The sequence below is a fragment of the Aeribacillus sp. FSL K6-1121 genome (assembly GCF_038003725.1).
In the GTDB taxonomy this organism is placed as follows: Bacteria; Bacillota; Bacilli; order Bacillales; family Aeribacillaceae; genus Aeribacillus; species Aeribacillus composti.
This window is the reverse complement of sequence record NZ_JBBOPS010000001.1, coordinates 807,739-824,091: the sequence shown is the minus strand read 5'-3', so window position 1 is coordinate 824,091 and position 16,353 is coordinate 807,739. Positions and strand designations below refer to the sequence as shown.

General features: G+C 39.5%; 14 protein-coding genes. 1 reads left to right on the top strand and 13 read right to left on the bottom strand.

The genetic code is table 11. The features are described from left to right. Window positions 1–92: 92 nt before the first annotated feature. From spoVE to NSQ61_RS04225, 12 genes are all read right to left on the bottom strand, one after another. Window positions 93–1,193 carry a stage V sporulation protein E gene (gene spoVE / locus NSQ61_RS04280; protein WP_063388496.1) on the bottom strand — a complete coding sequence of 367 codons (1,101 nt, stop codon included), beginning with the start codon at window positions 1,191–1,193 and terminating at the stop codon, window positions 93–95. A 41-nt stretch (window positions 1,194–1,234) separates the two neighbouring features. Next, window positions 1,235–2,590, bottom strand: a complete 1,356-nt coding sequence (gene murD / locus NSQ61_RS04275; protein WP_429652951.1) for a UDP-N-acetylmuramoyl-L-alanine--D-glutamate ligase — start codon at window positions 2,588–2,590, stop codon at window positions 1,235–1,237. Next, window positions 2,591–3,565 (bottom strand): phospho-N-acetylmuramoyl-pentapeptide-transferase, encoded by a 975-nt coding sequence (gene mraY, locus NSQ61_RS04270; RefSeq protein WP_066251816.1) that lies wholly within the window; start codon window positions 3,563–3,565, stop codon window positions 2,591–2,593. It lies immediately after the preceding gene. Window positions 3,566–3,667: 102 nt separating this feature from the next. Continuing rightward, on the bottom strand, window positions 3,668–5,146 hold the full coding sequence (locus tag NSQ61_RS04265; RefSeq protein WP_066251819.1) for a UDP-N-acetylmuramoyl-L-alanyl-D-glutamate--2,6-diaminopimelate ligase: 1,479 nt from the start codon (window positions 5,144–5,146) through the stop codon (window positions 3,668–3,670). 109 nt (window positions 5,147–5,255) lie between these two features. After that, entirely contained in the window at window positions 5,256–7,193 is a 1,938-nt protein-coding gene (locus NSQ61_RS04260) for a stage V sporulation protein D (protein WP_066251821.1), read from the bottom strand. A 148-nt stretch (window positions 7,194–7,341) separates the two neighbouring features. Continuing rightward, on the bottom strand, window positions 7,342–9,498 hold the full coding sequence (locus tag NSQ61_RS04255) for a penicillin-binding protein (RefSeq protein ID WP_162876998.1): 2,157 nt from the start codon (window positions 9,496–9,498) through the stop codon (window positions 7,342–7,344). Between the two features lie 5 nt (window positions 9,499–9,503). After that, the gene (gene ftsL / locus NSQ61_RS04250; RefSeq protein ID WP_063388501.1) at window positions 9,504–9,863 is read right to left on the bottom strand and encodes a cell division protein FtsL; all 360 of its coding nucleotides are present in this window, start codon (window positions 9,861–9,863) and stop codon (window positions 9,504–9,506) included. A 10-nt stretch (window positions 9,864–9,873) separates the two neighbouring features. Next, window positions 9,874–10,809 carry a 16S rRNA (cytosine(1402)-N(4))-methyltransferase RsmH gene (gene rsmH / locus NSQ61_RS04245; protein WP_063388502.1) on the bottom strand — a complete coding sequence of 312 codons (936 nt, stop codon included), beginning with the start codon at window positions 10,807–10,809 and terminating at the stop codon, window positions 9,874–9,876. Between the two features lie 54 nt (window positions 10,810–10,863). Then, window positions 10,864–11,295, bottom strand: a complete 432-nt coding sequence (mraZ, locus tag NSQ61_RS04240; protein ID WP_063388503.1) for a division/cell wall cluster transcriptional repressor MraZ — start codon at window positions 11,293–11,295, stop codon at window positions 10,864–10,866. Between the two features lie 123 nt (window positions 11,296–11,418). Next, the gene (gene bshC / locus NSQ61_RS04235) at window positions 11,419–13,074 is read right to left on the bottom strand and encodes a bacillithiol biosynthesis cysteine-adding enzyme BshC (protein WP_340806089.1); all 1,656 of its coding nucleotides are present in this window, start codon (window positions 13,072–13,074) and stop codon (window positions 11,419–11,421) included. A 67-nt stretch (window positions 13,075–13,141) separates the two neighbouring features. Then, window positions 13,142–13,525, bottom strand: a complete 384-nt coding sequence (locus NSQ61_RS04230) for a DUF3397 family protein (protein ID WP_063388505.1) — start codon at window positions 13,523–13,525, stop codon at window positions 13,142–13,144. Then, entirely contained in the window at window positions 13,525–14,409 is an 885-nt protein-coding gene (locus NSQ61_RS04225) for a 2-dehydropantoate 2-reductase (protein WP_340806086.1), read from the bottom strand. Before NSQ61_RS04225 ends, NSQ61_RS04230 begins: the two co-directional genes overlap by 1 nt. Window positions 14,410–14,597: 188 nt before the next feature. On the opposite strand from NSQ61_RS04225, the gene NSQ61_RS04220 reads away from it, so the two are divergent. Then, entirely contained in the window at window positions 14,598–15,077 is a 480-nt protein-coding gene (locus NSQ61_RS04220) for an N-acetyltransferase (protein ID WP_063388507.1), read from the top strand. Between the two features lie 99 nt (window positions 15,078–15,176). Here NSQ61_RS04220 and NSQ61_RS04215 read toward each other — a convergent pair whose 3' ends face one another. Beyond that, window positions 15,177–15,770: an RsfA family transcriptional regulator gene (locus NSQ61_RS04215; RefSeq protein WP_066251829.1), complete on the bottom strand. Its 594-nt coding sequence runs from the start codon at window positions 15,768–15,770 to the stop codon at window positions 15,177–15,179. Window positions 15,771–16,353: the final 583 nt, after the last annotated feature.

Below are 16,353 nucleotides of genomic sequence, written 5' to 3'. Positions count from 1 at the left end.
AATGTTAGAAACTTTTTATAAAACAGTTAAAAGAGGCTGAGCAAACAAGCCGAAAAGCCCCTTTTTTTCCATATTTATCCGGATTGGAAAGCTTAATATTTTGCATATCGGCTAATATTTAAAAGCACCCCGATTGCCATCAGCATTAACGTCAGTGACGATCCTCCATAGCTTAAAAACGGAAGGGTGATGCCCGTTACAGGCATTAATCCTGTGACAACCCCGATATTGATCATCACTTGAATCGCAACCATTGCAACAATGCCGACAGCTAGCAAGCTGCCGAATAAATCAGGCGCGTTCAACGCGATTAAAATTCCCCGCCAAAGCAAAAGAGAGAATAATAAAAGCACAAGAGAACCGCCTATAAACCCCAATTCTTCCGCAACGATCGCAAAAATAAAATCTGTTTGTGGCTCGGGCAAATAAAAAAACTTTTGTCTGCTTTGACCCAATCCTAATCCGAAAAGGCCTCCAGGGCCAATTGCATAAAGCGATTGAATAATTTGAAACCCGCTCCCAAGCGGATCCTCCCATGGATTGAGGAACGAAGTGATCCTTTTCATACGATAAGGAGCTGATAACACAAGAGCGGTAAAACCGAGTGCACCTATCAATCCCAGTCCGATAAAATGGCTAATTTTCGCTCCTGCTGCAAAGATCATGACGACACATGCTCCCATCATCACCGTTGCTGTTCCTAAATCCGGCTGAAGCATAATGATCCCAAATGCTAAAAAGACTAATCCTAAGGACGGGAAAAGCCCTTTTTTAATGGTTGTTACAAATTTTTGATTTTCGGACAAAAATTTAGCCAGAAAGGCGATCATCGCTAGCTTCATAAACTCAGAAGGCTGTATGGAAAATGCCCCGACACCGATCCAGCTTCTGGAGCCATTTCGTACAACGCCAATTCCAGGAATCAACACGGCAATCAGCAAAACGAAGCATACGATTAAAAGCACCTTTGCCCACGTTCTCCATGTCCAATAGTCTATATTCATAAAAAAGAACATGGCAACAATGCCCAAGGCGGCGAACAGCAGCTGCCGCTTTGCAAAAAAGAATGCATCGTCAAATTTATACGTTGCCCATATGGCGCTTGCGCTATATACCATGATTAAACCGATCGAAAGCAGCAAAAATGTGATCAAAATTAAAATGAAATCTGGAGATTTGCTTTTTGTCGACACGCCGAACACCCCATCTTTTTTAAGCTTAAGGGTACGAGCCCTTATTTTAGCTTATGCACGGCGTTTATGAAAATGTCTCCTCTCTCTTCGAATGTTTTATATTGATCCCAGCTTGCACAGGCCGGAGAGAGCAAAATGACATCACCTATATCCGATATGCGAAACGCCGCAAAGACTGCTTGTTCCACATTATCGACATGTTCTATCAGTTCTATTCCAGCCTTCTTTGCAGCCTTCTTTATTTTTGGGGCAGTTTGTCCAAAGGTGATGACTGCTTTCACATGTTTGAGATACGGGATTAATTCATCAAATTCATTCCCCCGGTCAAGCCCTCCGGCCAGCAATACAACAGGGGATGAAAAAGCTTCGAGAGCCTTTGTTGTTGCCAAAATATTCGTGGCCTTCGAATCGTTATAAAATTTTCTTCCTGAAACTTCGCCAACATATTGCAGGCGATGCTTTACACCTGAAAACGATGCCAGCACCTTTTGAATCGCTTTGTTTCCAACATTTTTCGCCTTTACTGCACAAATAGCGGCCAAAATATTTTCTAAGTTATGCTTGCCGACAAGAGCGATATCTTTTATATCAATAATTTTTTCACCATCATACCAAATGGATTCATTTTGGATATAAGCACCATTTGATACTTCCTTATTGGTTGAAAAATAAATTTTCTTTCCGTTTGACAGTTCAGACAGACGCACAACATCTTGATCATCCGAATTGATAACCGCAACCGATTGGTCATCTTGGTTTGAAAAAATTTTCCCTTTCGCTTGCATATAATTTTCGCGAGTTCCATGATAGTCTAGATGGGCATTAAAAATATTTAACAAGACCGCGACTGAAGGTTTAAAATGAATGGTTCCTAAAAGCTGAAACGAGGATACCTCCATAACTACAATTTGTTCCTTTGTCGCTTCCTGTACAACTTCACAAGCCACATTTCCGATATTTCCTGCCAGCAGCGGCTGTTTTCCATCTGCCTTCAGCATTTCGTATATTAAAGTTGTCGTCGTCGTTTTTCCATTCGATCCAGTTATCGCAATAATTTCCGCTTCAGAAATTTGATACGCAAGCTCGACTTCGGTTATAACGGGAATATTTTGGCTCGCTGCTTTTTGTACGATCGGGTTTGTGTATGGAATGCCTGGATTTTTTACAACAATATCAATATTATGCTCCTCGAGCAATTGTTCCGGATGTTCTCCTAAAATAAGTTTGATCCCTAAACTTTCAAGTTCTTTTACATCATCATTTGCTTCGTATGGTTTCATGTCGTTTACGGTAACACGAGCACCTAGTTTATGCAATAATTTAGCGGCTCTCAAGCCGCTTTTCGCCAAACCTAATACGAGAACGTTTTGATCGACATACATTTGTACATTTTTCAATTATAACCACACCTCGATGATAATTCCTAGTATTGCAAAAAGCAAACCCATCGCCCAGAATGTCACGACGACTTTCCATTCCGACCATCCGTTTAATTCATAGTGATGGTGGAGCGGGCTCATTTTAAACACTCTTTTTCCAGTCATTTTAAAGGAAATTACTTGAATAATGACTGATAATGTTTCAATAACAAACACGCCGCCAATCACTATAAGCAAAATTTCTAATTTTGTCAAAATGGCTACAGCGACAATCGCTCCGCCTAAAGCCAATGAGCCAGTATCTCCCATGAACACTTTTGCAGGGTGAGCGTTGAACACTAAAAAGCCTAATACGGAACCGACCACTGCAACACTAAAGATGGCGATATCATATTGACTATTGTTCCATGCCAATACAGCAAATGCTCCGAAAGCAATTGCAGCGCAGCCGGATAACAATCCATCGAGACCGTCGGTCAAATTGACGGCATTTGAGCCACCTACAAGCATAAACAAAATAAGAACCGGGTAGAGCCAGCCAAGATCAAAAGAAAGTTCCGTCCCCGGCAATCGAATTTCTGTAGAGAACTCAAATTGATTTAAAACAAAATAAAAAATAACCGCAACAATGATTTGACCGATTAATTTTTGTTTTGAAGTCAGACCGAGATTTCTTTTTAACACCACTTTAATCATATCGTCTAAAAATCCAAGGAGTCCGTAACCGATTGTTACAAACAACAGCAAAAACGTTTCGATCCCCGGTTTCGAAAATTTATTGGTCATGACAATAGTGGTGATAATGATGGATAACATAATCATGACTCCGCCCATCGTCGGAGTTCCGGATTTTTTTTGGTGGGATTTTGGTCCTTCATCCCGAATACTTTGGCCAAATTTCAGCCTTCTTAAAAATGGAATAAAAATGGGAGAAAGTAATACACTGATTAAAAAGCCCATTAAGATGGTAAAAAGCACGACTTGTTCTAGCATTGATACTTCCTCCTCCCACCAAAACCAACATTTGCCTTTATATCCATATGATTATTGATGTTAAACCATTCCAATTTCATAACAAATCCTCTTCCTGCTTGATTATTTATTCTCTTTCAATTGAATAGCGCGAATAGCCACTTTTCGATCATCGAAGTCAAATTTTTTGTCCCCGATTTGTTGATATGTTTCATGGCCTTTTCCTGCAATGACGACGACATCTCCTTCTTCTGCATTGCTGATTGCAAATTGGATGGCTTCCTCTCGATCGACAATTGAATGAAAAGGTTCTCCGTCGACACCAGCTGTCATATCTTTTAATATTTGATGTGGATCTTCATTTCTAGGGTTGTCGGAAGTAAAAATTGGAATGTCCGCCCACTGAACAGCAATTTTCGCCATAAGCGGACGCTTCGTTCGATCGCGGTCTCCTCCGCAGCCAACGACTAAAATGACTTTCTTTTTGGCAAGCTCCTTCACCGTTTTCAATAAATTGTCCAAGCTGTCTGGTGTGTGTGCATAGTCAATAATGACGGAAAAATTTTGTCCGCAATCTACTAACTCAAATCGGCCGCGCACACCTTCCATCGATTCGACCGCTTCGATGATCTTTTCGATCTCAACTCCTGAAACTAAAGAAGCCGCAATAGCAGCAAGAACATTATAAACGCTGAATTTCCCGACTAAATTCATTTGTACAGGAAATGTACCTTCAGGAGTAACGAGGAGAAAAGAAGTCCCGCTTGCATTCATTTTCAATTCTTTCGCCATAATCTCACATTCGTTTTCAATTCCATATGTAACGATATGGGAAGAAGTCATATGTCTGTAATAGTCAGAGGCTGGATCATCACCATTCAATATAGAAAATTTTGGATGATCATGATCATATTTATTTCCGAGCTGAGCAAACAATAATCCTTTCGCATTTCGATATTCTTCCATTGTTTGGTGATAGTCTAAATGGTCTTGGGTGAGATTCGTAAATACTGCAACATCAAAATCACAGCCGTGGACTCGTCCCATATGCAGCGCATGAGAGGAAACCTCCATACTGGCGTGGGTCACGTTCTCCTCGATCATCTTTTTAAATGTTTTTTGCAGGGTTAAGCTGTCAGGCGTTGTATTTTTTACTTCGTATTGTTGATCATTTATTTTTGTATACATTGTTCCGATTAAACCGGTTTTATAGCCGGCATTGCGAAAAATATGATCAATCAGATGAGTCGTAGTCGTTTTTCCGTTCGTGCCCGTGACACCGATGAGGTGAAGCTTATGTGTTGGCTGGTCATAAAAATAATCAGCAAGCACAGCCATTGCCCGTTTTGTATCATTTACGACAATTACCGGGATATCACCCGGCAGATGATTCAGCGGTTTTTCTGATAACAGAGCGGCCGCGCCTTTTTTTACAGCTTCTAAAGCAAACTCATGACCGTCTACCGTAAAGCCTTTGATGCAAATAAATAAGCTTCCTTCCTTCACAGCACGCGAATCCATTTCCAATGAAGTAATCTCAGGATTCCCATTACCATAACGTTTATAATGATGTAGAGCAGTGAGAATTGCATCTAATTTCATAACGATAATCCTTTCTCAAAAAAACATTCTCCATTATTTTATCTTAGCTTAAAATGAGCGACAAGGGCTTTTCAAAAGCAGTTGTTTCAAAAAGCCCTTTTTTAGAAAATTATTCGTCTGCTGCCGCCTCGTCTCCTAATAAAATTCGTACAGTAGATCCTTCTTTTACCTTTACGCCTGCTTTTGGCGATTGTTGAACGACTACCTTGCCGTCGCCGTTTACATCAAGTTTTAAATTCACAAGCTGTTCAGCGAGCTCTTGTTTTGAGAGTCCTAAAACGTCCGGTACTGTGACGAACTTTTCATCCAGCCAAGTTTCCTTTTTTTCCATTTGCTTCGTTCTAGGCTTCACACCGAGCTGTCGGAGACTGTCTTTTATGATTGTTCCTACAATTGGCGCGGCAACAACACCGCCAAATTGCACCGTTCCCTTTGGATTATCAACGGCGACATAAACAACTATTTGAGGGTTGTCTGCAGGTGCAAAACCAATAAACGATACAATATGATTATTTGTCAAATATCCTCCGCCGGGAGCAGCTTTTTGCGCAGTCCCCGTTTTTCCTCCGACCCGATACCCTTCAACAAACGCTCCTCTTCCTGTACCTTTTGCAACAACACTTTCAAGAGCAGCGCGAATTTGTTTGGATGTTTCCTCGGAAATAACGCGTCTTTTCGCCTCAGGAGTCTTTCTTGATACAACATCTCCCGTATCCGGGTCAATCCATTCTTTTGCGATATTCGGTGTATATAAAACACCGCCGTTGATCGCGGCTGAAACAGCGGCCACTTGCTGGATCGGCGTTACAGAGACCCCTTGGCCGAACGCTGTGGTCGCAAGCTCGACAGGTCCAACCTGACTTTCTTGAAATAGAATGCCGCTTCCTTCACCTGCTAAATCAATCCCCGTTTTTTCACCAAAGCCAAATTTTTTAATATATTCAAACAAAGTCGATGTTCCCAGCCTTTGTCCAAGTTCAACAAATCCCGGGTTGCATGAATTTTGAACAACTTCAAGAAACGTCTGATCCCCATGTCCGCCTTTTTTCCAACATCTTAATGTCGCACCGGCAACTTTTACATAACCCGGGTCGTAAAAATGCTCTCTATAAAGATCAACCTTCTTTTCTTCAAGAGCGGCTGCTAACGTGATAATTTTAAATGTTGATCCAGGTTCATACGTGCTCCAGATCGGCAAATTTCGGTTATAAACTTTCGGATCGACATGCTGATATTTTGTCGGATCAAATGTCGGTCTTGATGCCATGCCTAAAATTTCTCCGTTGTTCGGATTCATGGCAATGGCAATTATTCCGTCCGGATTGTATTTCGATTCGGCAATGTCCAATTCCCTTTCGATGATCGATTGAATTTTTGCATCAATCGTCAACTTTAAATTCAAGCCGTCCACAGGAGGCATATATTCCTCCACTTCATTTGGCATTCTTTTTCCTTTAGCATCAGAATAAAATTTAACATATCCTTTTTGGCCTTTCAATTGCCGATCATAATATAATTCAAGTCCGCTTAGCCCTTGATTGTCTATCCCTGTAAAGCCCAAAACGTGCGCTAAAAGGCTGTTAAACGGATAATATCTTTTAGAATCTTCGGCAATGTAAACGCCTTTTAAATTTAAACTGCGTATTTCTTGCGCTTTTTCGTCAGATATTTTCCGCCCTTCAGGATGAACACGGACAATCATTTCTTTTTTCGTTACGTATTGATAAGCTTTTTCCGTCGGCATATTTAAGACAGAAGCAAGCTTTTGAGCCGTTTCAGCTGGATTTTCGACCTGACGGGGAATGATAAAAACGCTCGGAGCACTGACATTTGTCGCAAGCTTCTCCCCATTTCTGTCCACGATTTCTCCCCGCTTTGGTTCAAAAGGGATATTTCTGCTCCATAAATCCTTGGCAAGAGAAGTTAATTGCCCGCCTAACACAAATTGGACATATCCTAGTCTTACTTCGATCACGGCGAAAATCAAAAAACCTGCCAATAGAACGAAAACGAGCCGTTTTCTTACTGTTACATTTGAAACGCGCATATATATGATAACTCCCCTCATGTAGGTTCGCTATCAAAATATATGCCTCGTCCATTTAATATAGAACAAGCTTCAAGCGGAAGCAGGCGCCCGCTTGCCAAACCGTTCCCAGATACATTTTTTTTAAAAGCGGGCTCCTATTGTGGTACTACTTAGGCTTTTTTAATTTAATAGTTAATTGATCTCCTTTTCTAATTTCAGTGCCTGGTTTAATATTTTGTGCGTTAACATATCCGCTTCCTTCATATTTCAGCTCAAGCTCCATGATGGAACACAGCTTCATCACATCCCGCAACGACCATCCGGAAATGTTCGGCATTTTCACAGCTCCGTCCGTTAGAAGAAACACTTTTTCTCTTTGGATCACCCGTGAAGTCGCGCTTGGATATTGGGAGGTGACGGTGGCTCCGCCGCCTAGAACAATTGGTTGAATTTGCTGTTTTTCGAGCTGTTGAACGGCTTGTTGAACCTGCTGGCCTTTATATTCAGGCAGTGAAACTCCGACTTCTTTTTCATTTTTAACATTTTTTTCTTCCTTCGCAGCAGCAGTTGTCGGTTCAATTTTTAAATATTCAAGACTATTTTTCATCACTGATTTAAAAATCATGGAAACAGGAGCTGAACCGGTTTCTGTCGGCTTCAACTTCGGCTGCTGAACAGCAACGTAGACAATGAGCTCTGGATTTTCTTTTGGAGCCATTCCTAAAAAGGAAAATACATAATTTTCCCGACCCGTTAAATAACGTCCTCCTTCTCCTGCTATTTGAGCTGTCCCAGTCTTCCCGGCGATGTGGTACTCCGGTATTTGAAAAGGTTTCCCTGTTCCATGTTCAGATGTCACAACAGTTTCTAAAATATCAAGCGTTTTCGCAGCAGTTTCTTTTGTGATTGGTTCGCCTTCTACCGATGGTTCCGTCTTCTTTAGCACTCGATTTGTGTCAGGGTCTACAATTTTATCGATGACATAAGGCTTCATCATCTTCCCATCGTTGGCAATAGCTGTTGCAGCTTGTACGAGCTGGATTGGTGTGAAAGCTGACGCTTGTCCAAATGCAGTCGAAATTTTATCCCTCTCCCATTTGTAATTTAATTTGCTGTTCTCTTCGTTCGGCAAATCAATACCCGTTTTTTCTAAAAACCCAAAACGATTTAAATATTGATAAAACCGCTCAAGCCCAATCTTTTTATGCGCTAATATGGCAAAACCGACATTGGATGACCGCTGAACAGCTTCATCAAACGTAATGGTGCCCCATCCGACATTGTTATGATCGTATATAGGACTTGCGCCTTTTACTTTATACATCCCGGACTTATATTTTTCGTTGCCGTTATAAACCCCTTCATTAACCGCAGCAGCTAATGTAAAAATTTTCATTGTCGAACCAGGCTCAAAACGGTAAGAAACAGCGTCATTGTAAAAATTTTGAATATCACGCTCGTTTGGATCAAAGCTTGGCCGCTGAGACATCGCTAAAATTTTCCCCGTTTTTGGGTCTGCGACAATTCCGATCATTTTCGTCGGCTGATATTGTTTTTCAGCTTCATTTAACGCATCTTCCAAAAACGTTTGAATTTTTTGGTCAATTGTTAAATAAACGTCGGCTCCGTTATTCGGCGTAACAATTTTGTCTTTGCTGCCCGGCAGCTTGTAGCCGCTTCGGTCGCTTTCATATATCACATATCCGTCTGTTTCCTGCAAATATTTATCTAAGCTTTTTTCTATCCCCAGCTGCCCGGTTGTTTTTCCCGTCTTTTCATCTCGCTTGGCGTAGCCAATCACATATGATGCAAATTTTCCGTTTGGATAAAAACGTTTTGTATCGCGAATAAAACCGATGCCGGGCAATTTAAGCTTTTCAATTTGCTGTTTTTTCGCAAAGCTGATGTTTCTTCCTTTTTCTCCGAATTCGACCTGAAACTTGTCTTTTTTCAAAATAGTTTCGATTTCTTTCTGTTTCATTCCAAGAATGGGAGCTAATTTTTCTGCCGTTTCTTCAGGATCGACAACATGATTCGGATGGTCGGGATCCGTTGTCATTTTTTCATCCAATACAGCTACTAATGTATAGGTAACAGTATCTTCAGCGAGCACGTTTCCTTTTTGATCCAATATTTGGCCGCGGCGGGCTTCAAGCATGCGCTTTTTTTCATATTTTTCTTTTGCCTTAACAGCTAGCACTTGACCATCGACAGTTCCTGTCGCTTGAATGTAGAAAAACCTCCCAAATAAGATAAAAAAGAGCAGAACAAATATTACGGATAATATTGCTGCTCCCCGATTCATATTTTTGCTTTTCTTCATCCCAATCAGTCCTGTATGCCTTTTACTTTGCTTGGATCTAATGTGAAGCCTAAGTCTTTAGCAATTTTATAAATTCTTTCAGGTCTTTTCAATTCATCGACCTGAAGGTTTAAATCACTGTTGATTTTTTCCTGATTTTCAATTTCAGCTTCGATTTTCTGCATTTCTATATTTGCTTGATACAATTTCACACTATTTGAGATAATCCAAATGGAGCATACCAGCATCAAAAATAAAAAAACAACAAATAACAGTTTCTCGCCTAATGTAATGGAGGATCTTTTTCGTTTAACAACGAGGGTTTGTTTTGCATGCTTCTTTTCTTCTTGTCGCCTTTCTTGAATTTTGACAGCTAAATTGCTCATAGAAAACCTCCTATTTTTTAATCTTTTCTGCTATACGAAGTTTAGCGGATCTCGCCCTTCGATTTTCTTCAATTTCATTTTCCGACGGCACGATCGGTTTTTTTGTTATAATTTTGATTTCTGGCAGCATTTCGTTGGGAATTATCGGTATGTTGCGCGGAATTTCTGCTTGGCTGGCAGCTTTTCTAAACGCCAGTTTGCAAATTCGATCTTCTAAAGAATGGAACGTAATAACACATATCCGCCCTTCTGGAGCTAACAGTTCAATTGCCTGACTAACCGCGCTTTCAAAAGCGGAAAGCTCGTCATTGACGGCAATTCTAATTGCTTGAAAGATGCGTTTGGCAGGATGCCCACCTTTTCTTCTAGCGGCGGAAGGAATTGCCTCTTTTATAATTTCCGTCAGCTCGCCAGTTGTTTGAATGGTCTTTTTTTTGCGGGCAAGTTCAATTTTTCGAGCTATTTGCTTTGAAAATTTTTCTTCTCCGTATTGAAAAAAAATTTTTACAAGCTTTTCATAGGGCCAGGTGTTGACAATGGTAAAAGCGGAAAGCTCTTGGTTTTGATCCATTCTCATATCAAGAGGAGCGTCATATTGATAGCTGAAGCCTCGTTCCGGTGTGTCCAGCTGAGGCGAAGATACTCCCAAATCAAACAAAATCCCGTCTACTTTATGAATACCCCTAGAGAAAAGCTCTTCTTTTAAATGTTTAAAATTGCTTTTGATGATGGTTACTTTATCTTGGAAGGGCTCGAGTTTTTCCTTCGCAAAAGCAATTGCAGCTTCATCTTGGTCAAAGGCGTATAAATGTCCAGTTGTCAGCCTTTTAGCAATTTGTTCGCTATGGCCTGCCCCTCCTAATGTGCAATCAACATAAATTCCGTCCTCTTTTATTCGTAAACCTTCAATCGCTTCATCCAGCAAAACTGTCTTATGTACAAACAATATCCAGCACCTCGTTTCCAACGGAAGAAGTTTTGATTATGGATAGGATGAACATCAAATATCAAAATCAATCATGTTTTCTGCAATTTCTTCAAATGATTCTTCTTGTTCAGCCACGTATTGCTCCCAATTTTGTTTGCTCCAAATTTCTATCCGACTGGAAACGCCGATGACGACGCATTCTTTTTCCAATTTCGCGTAAGCAAGAAGTGGAGCCGCAATGTTAATCCGTCCTTGCTTGTCCATTTCACATTCAATAGCGCCGGAAAAGAAAAATCGTGTAAAAGCTCGGGCATCTTTTTTTGTTAATGGGAGAGCTTTCAGTTTCTCTTCAATCACTTTCCATTCGCTGAGGGGATATCCAAACAAGCATTGATCAAGACCTCTCGTGAGAACAAACTTCTCGCCAAGGCCTTCCCTGAATTTTGCGGGTACGATCAATCTTCCTTTTGAATCGATCGTATGTTGGTATTCTCCCATAAACATCACGTTGGCCCCACTTTCATTTCTTTTCCACCACTTCCCCCCACTTTTCACCACAAATTTATTGTACTATTAATGGACATAAAAAAAAACCCTGTATGACACAGGATTTTTCAAAAAATAGTTTTATAATTTGACAATTTTATGTTTTCCATTGAAAGTATATGTCAACTGCTGCAAATCTTTTACAAAATTCGGCCCATATTTGTTTAAATAGTAATAAATATTCCATACTCTTTCTTGCCATTGATTATTCGGTTTCAGTGAATACTCAATACGCCTGAACTTTTGCAGCTCTGCTTCATATTTTGCATGTACCTTTTTTTGAACGATCCTTTCCACAAAATCTATCTGCTGTTCGATAAATTGTGCGTTTTTCCGCAATACGGGCGCTAAGCTTTGGTCGAAATCCTCTATTTTTTCTCGCAATGACCGATGAATGTCCTCAATCTCTTCTTTTGCTTTCGACACATATGCGCTGACATCAAAAGGCTCCTTTTGTTTAAACCACCTATGTTTTAACGGTTCAACCCCCTGCTTAAGAACCTCTTCCAACGGCAGGTCCAATTCTAGCAAGTCCGACTCTATGTTTCTTTCTAAAATCGTCAAATGAATTCTCGGAATAACTGGCGGCACATTCATCGAGAATAAATGAAATACCTCTTTTAATTCTGCCCAATACGCAATTTCTCCTGGTCCGGCGATAAAAGCCAAAGTCGGAAGCAAATATTCCTGCATGACCGGTCTTGTCACTACATTATTGCTGAACTTCCATGGATTCATTCTGACTTCTTCTAAAAGATCAGACAACGAAGACGTCCAATTGATTTCAGGGATCGAAAACAGATTCTTCTCTTTTTCTATGAGCAAATAGCGCTCATCTTCTATTAGATAAAACAGATTGGCGCAGTTTTCTCTCATTGTAATTGCTTGATATGGATATCCTTCTTCTTTTAAAATTTGCTGCTGCTTGACGACTTGATGATAAATGCTGTCAGTTGCCATGAGCATTTGTTCGAAATAAGATTTTTCCAATTCCCGCAATTCTTTTGATCCAGAGTTGATGAGTACAATTCCTTCATCTCCGAACATGGAGATGAGTAATCGTTCAAAAAATTCAACATAAGTGGCAGATTGGTCAAGCTCATGATACAAAGAAGCAAGCAAATGTTTCGTATATTTCGTTTCGCCAAATGCCGCAAAAACTTCTTCCAGCCAAATGCGACAAGCGTTTTTATCAATTGATAACTCCGATATCATTGTTTTTTTTCGTTGTGTTTGCATGATCGTTTTCTTTTTCAAACGCCCTCTGTCTGCCACATAGAGATGATTAATTTCGTCAAAGTCATGATCCTCCCCCGCGATCCAAAAAACGGGAACAACAGGTATGTTCAGCTTTTTCTCTTGCTCTTTCGCCAATGCCAATATGGAAATGATTTTATGTATTGTATATAAAGGTCCTGTTAAGAGTCCAGCTTGCTGACCGCCCACAACGACGACACTATTCGGATTTTTTAATTTTAAAATATTCTCCATTATCTGTTCTGTTGCGTTCAGCCGCTTATGATATTGGATTAAAACATCCGCCAGCTCATCCCTCTTATAAGTCCTTGATAAAATATCGTCATATCTTTTTTGAAATACATCTTCTTGAAATGGATCATAATCAAAATATTTTTCAACCTCTAATCGCCGATTTATATAATTGTTCACAAAAGGATTGGATTGAGGAAGGAAGAGTTCAAACGCCTCCATATCTATTAACTTCCTTTCTTCGTTCATTATCATTACCCCGACAAGAGTATAGCATGTAATATTTTCAAACAAAAAAAATTTGCTTTTTTTTTATTCACATTTGATTCATTATGTACATAAACACCCCGATGATCGCCATGCTCTCAGACAGCAGAAAAAATATTAAAAAAGAGCTTCTCCACATCATTTTCAATGCTTTCATCCATTTGATCTCGTCAGTGAATACGAATTGAAGTCCAGCTGTCGCCAAAAAAAGCAGCAAATATAAACAAAGCAGCCATAAAAACGATTGATGATGCCAAATAACAGAAAGCTTGATCCAAAATGAAACGGCAAAAAATACAGCAGCCACATCCACGCTCAAAAGGAAAGATTTTTTCTTACTCTTTAATAAAACACGAAAAAGAACCAAAAACAGCAGCCACGCGGCCAATGGAAACGTCACAAAAAAAGCGATGATTCCTATAACAATTCCCATCAACGTTCCTCCCGGTTTTCCAACCCTTTAATCGCATTGTACAAAAATTCCATTGTACAAGTATGAGCACCCTTTTCTTCCCCTTTTTGAATGAGATCCCCTAATATTGAATCAATTTCTGTTTTTTTATGATGTTCAATATCCGACAGCATTGATGAACGATTGTTTTTTGTCTTTATTGCAATACTTTCAATATATTCCCATAAATCATCCTTATCATTTATTTCAAGAACATCACATACTTCGTGAAATAGCTTTTTGGCAAGCTTTGCAACATAAGGATTGCTGACGATGTGGCCATTCGGCATTCGAAATAAGGCAGTTAATGGATTAATAACTGCATTGGCGGCCAATTTTTTCAATACAACCGACTCCCAATCCTCTTCATATTGTATCAAAAATAAAGGATCAGACGTATTTAACTGATCAATAAATTCCCGCGCCCCACCGCCGTCATACGGGCTGATGCGAATTTTCCCAATACCAGTATGGTGAACGGTATTGGGGGATTTTTTTAAGGCGCCGTGCTCTACAACACCTATATACAATTCATGTTGGGCAAGCTCTTTCATTCTGCCGATATGAGTTATGCCGTTTTGAACAAATACAATCTTTTTCGGCGGCAATTGCTTTAGATTTCCAAATAATGACGGCAGACTATATTGCTTGACAGCAATAATTAATAATTCTTCATTATATAATACATCTGCACGTGATTTTACATATGCAGTCCAAGGGTTCGGGCCTATGACATGTATCCCTTCTGTCCTTACCGAAATCGCCTGCTCTTCCGTCTTTGTATAAAGGGTAATGTCATGTTTTCGGCTAAGGTATGCCGATATTAACAATCCTACAGCTCCTCCGCCAATTACACCGATCTTCAAGTTCTCCACCTCTCTCATATGTATCATAACAAACAAAAACTAAAAATTCTTCTTTTTCCTGAATATAATTAAAAATTTGATTATATTTGCTTTTTTATTATTTTTTCAATGTTATTTTCTCTTTATGTTTAGTATAATGTGAGTGAAAAGGCGTCTATCATTATAGCGGCAATTGGGGGAGATTCGCCATGGTAAAAGTGGAAAAATTATTAGTCAATTATAAAACTTTAGAGGAATTTAAAAAATTTAAAGAATACGGTTTACAAGAATTATCCATGCTGGAGGATTTAGAAGCAAATATTATCGAAAATAACAGCGATTCGCCCTTTTACGGGATTTACTACGGAGACAAATTAATTGCCCGGATGAGTTTATATCGGGTGGATAAAAAATACGATCAATATTTTGAGCCAAAACAGGACTATCTTGAGTTATGGAAATTGGAAGTGCTTCCTGAATACCAAAGAAAAGGGTATGGAAAAGCGCTAGTAGATTTTGCCAAATCGTTCGGCTTGCCTATAAAAACAAATCCGCGTATGAAATCGGCTGGCTTTTGGGAAAAGATGGGCTTTGTCCCTGTAAAGTATGATATGAAACGAGATCGTGGAGAAAATCCTCTCGTTTGGTATCCTAACGGTGTCACTGTCAAAGAAAAGGGCGCTCATTAAAAAAAGACGCTGCCAGCGTCTTTTTCAAAGTCAGAAGTCGATAGTTGATGAAACCGGCACGCTTTGTCGGTTTCATCTATTTTTAGAATCTCCCTTTTTTCATTCCTGACCGAACTGAAACGGTCTTTTTTTATGTTTCATTTTTTCTTCCTCCGCCTCTTCTTTCAATCCTGCTCGTTCCCTCACTTTTTCCATCATTTTAATAAAAGCGTAAAATTCATTTTCAATCTTTTTCAATTGTTCATGTAATTGTTCATTTTCGTTTTTAAATTCTTCTACTTTTTGTTCTAGAAAAGAGATTTTTTCACGCAAGCTTTTATTTTCTTCTTCCAACCGATTGTTCACCGGTTGGTGCTGTGTAGACTTTAAAAAAGCAATCACATCATCGATAGTGATTTCCGATCTTCCACCTGCTTCCTCATAATGAAGCAGCTTTTTTTCGGAATTTTTCTTTTCTTTTTGCTGTCTAAATTTTTTACGTTCCTGTTTCGCAAGTTCAATGTCTGTTTCATATTTTTTTCGCAAATATGAATTCCAGCGAAAACCGCATGCAGCAGCCGTTCTTGAAAGTTTCTCCGCAACGATCTCAAAAGCCTTTAGTTGTGTTCCGCCTTCGCGAATATGCTGCAAAACAATTTCTTTCAAGAGCAGATCTTCATCCTCTGTCCATGCATCTTGCCGTGTCACCGCCATTTGTTCATCCCTCCGTTTTGATTTGACTTTTTCTTAAAAATGATTTTTTAAAAATAGAATGAGATGTAACAAATCAATTGTTGCTTCCATTCTCTTTTCTAAATTTTGTGATGCGAGCTTTTTGCCTCATCTCAACTATTTCATGCAATTTTTAATAATATATATGCCTGTAATAGAAACGATAGAAGCACAGTTTTAGTTGAAAGGAAAAAGAATGTGCTTCTTTCATTGACATTTCTTCTGCTTCCTAAAAAGTTTTTTTTGAAAATCGAGGGAGAATTGAGAGATGCATTAGTAAATTTGGAAGAAGCGGTTGTTCTAATACGGCATTCGACATTTTCTTCACATCTTTTCCCATTCCGCCAGCAGGCTGGCTGTCAAAAAAGAGGATATTTTTTAGAGGCTAGCTTGGAGGAGATTTATGCTAAAAGGACAAATCTTCTACTCATATTCGTGAAGTCGTTCGCTTAACATTAGAGGAAGGATCGTTTTCTCGGCAGCTTCATGGAGCCTTAGGAATAAAGAGGATGCACAGATTGCAGAATGGATAAGAAATTTTCAAAGATTCAAGGAAGCCTCTGTG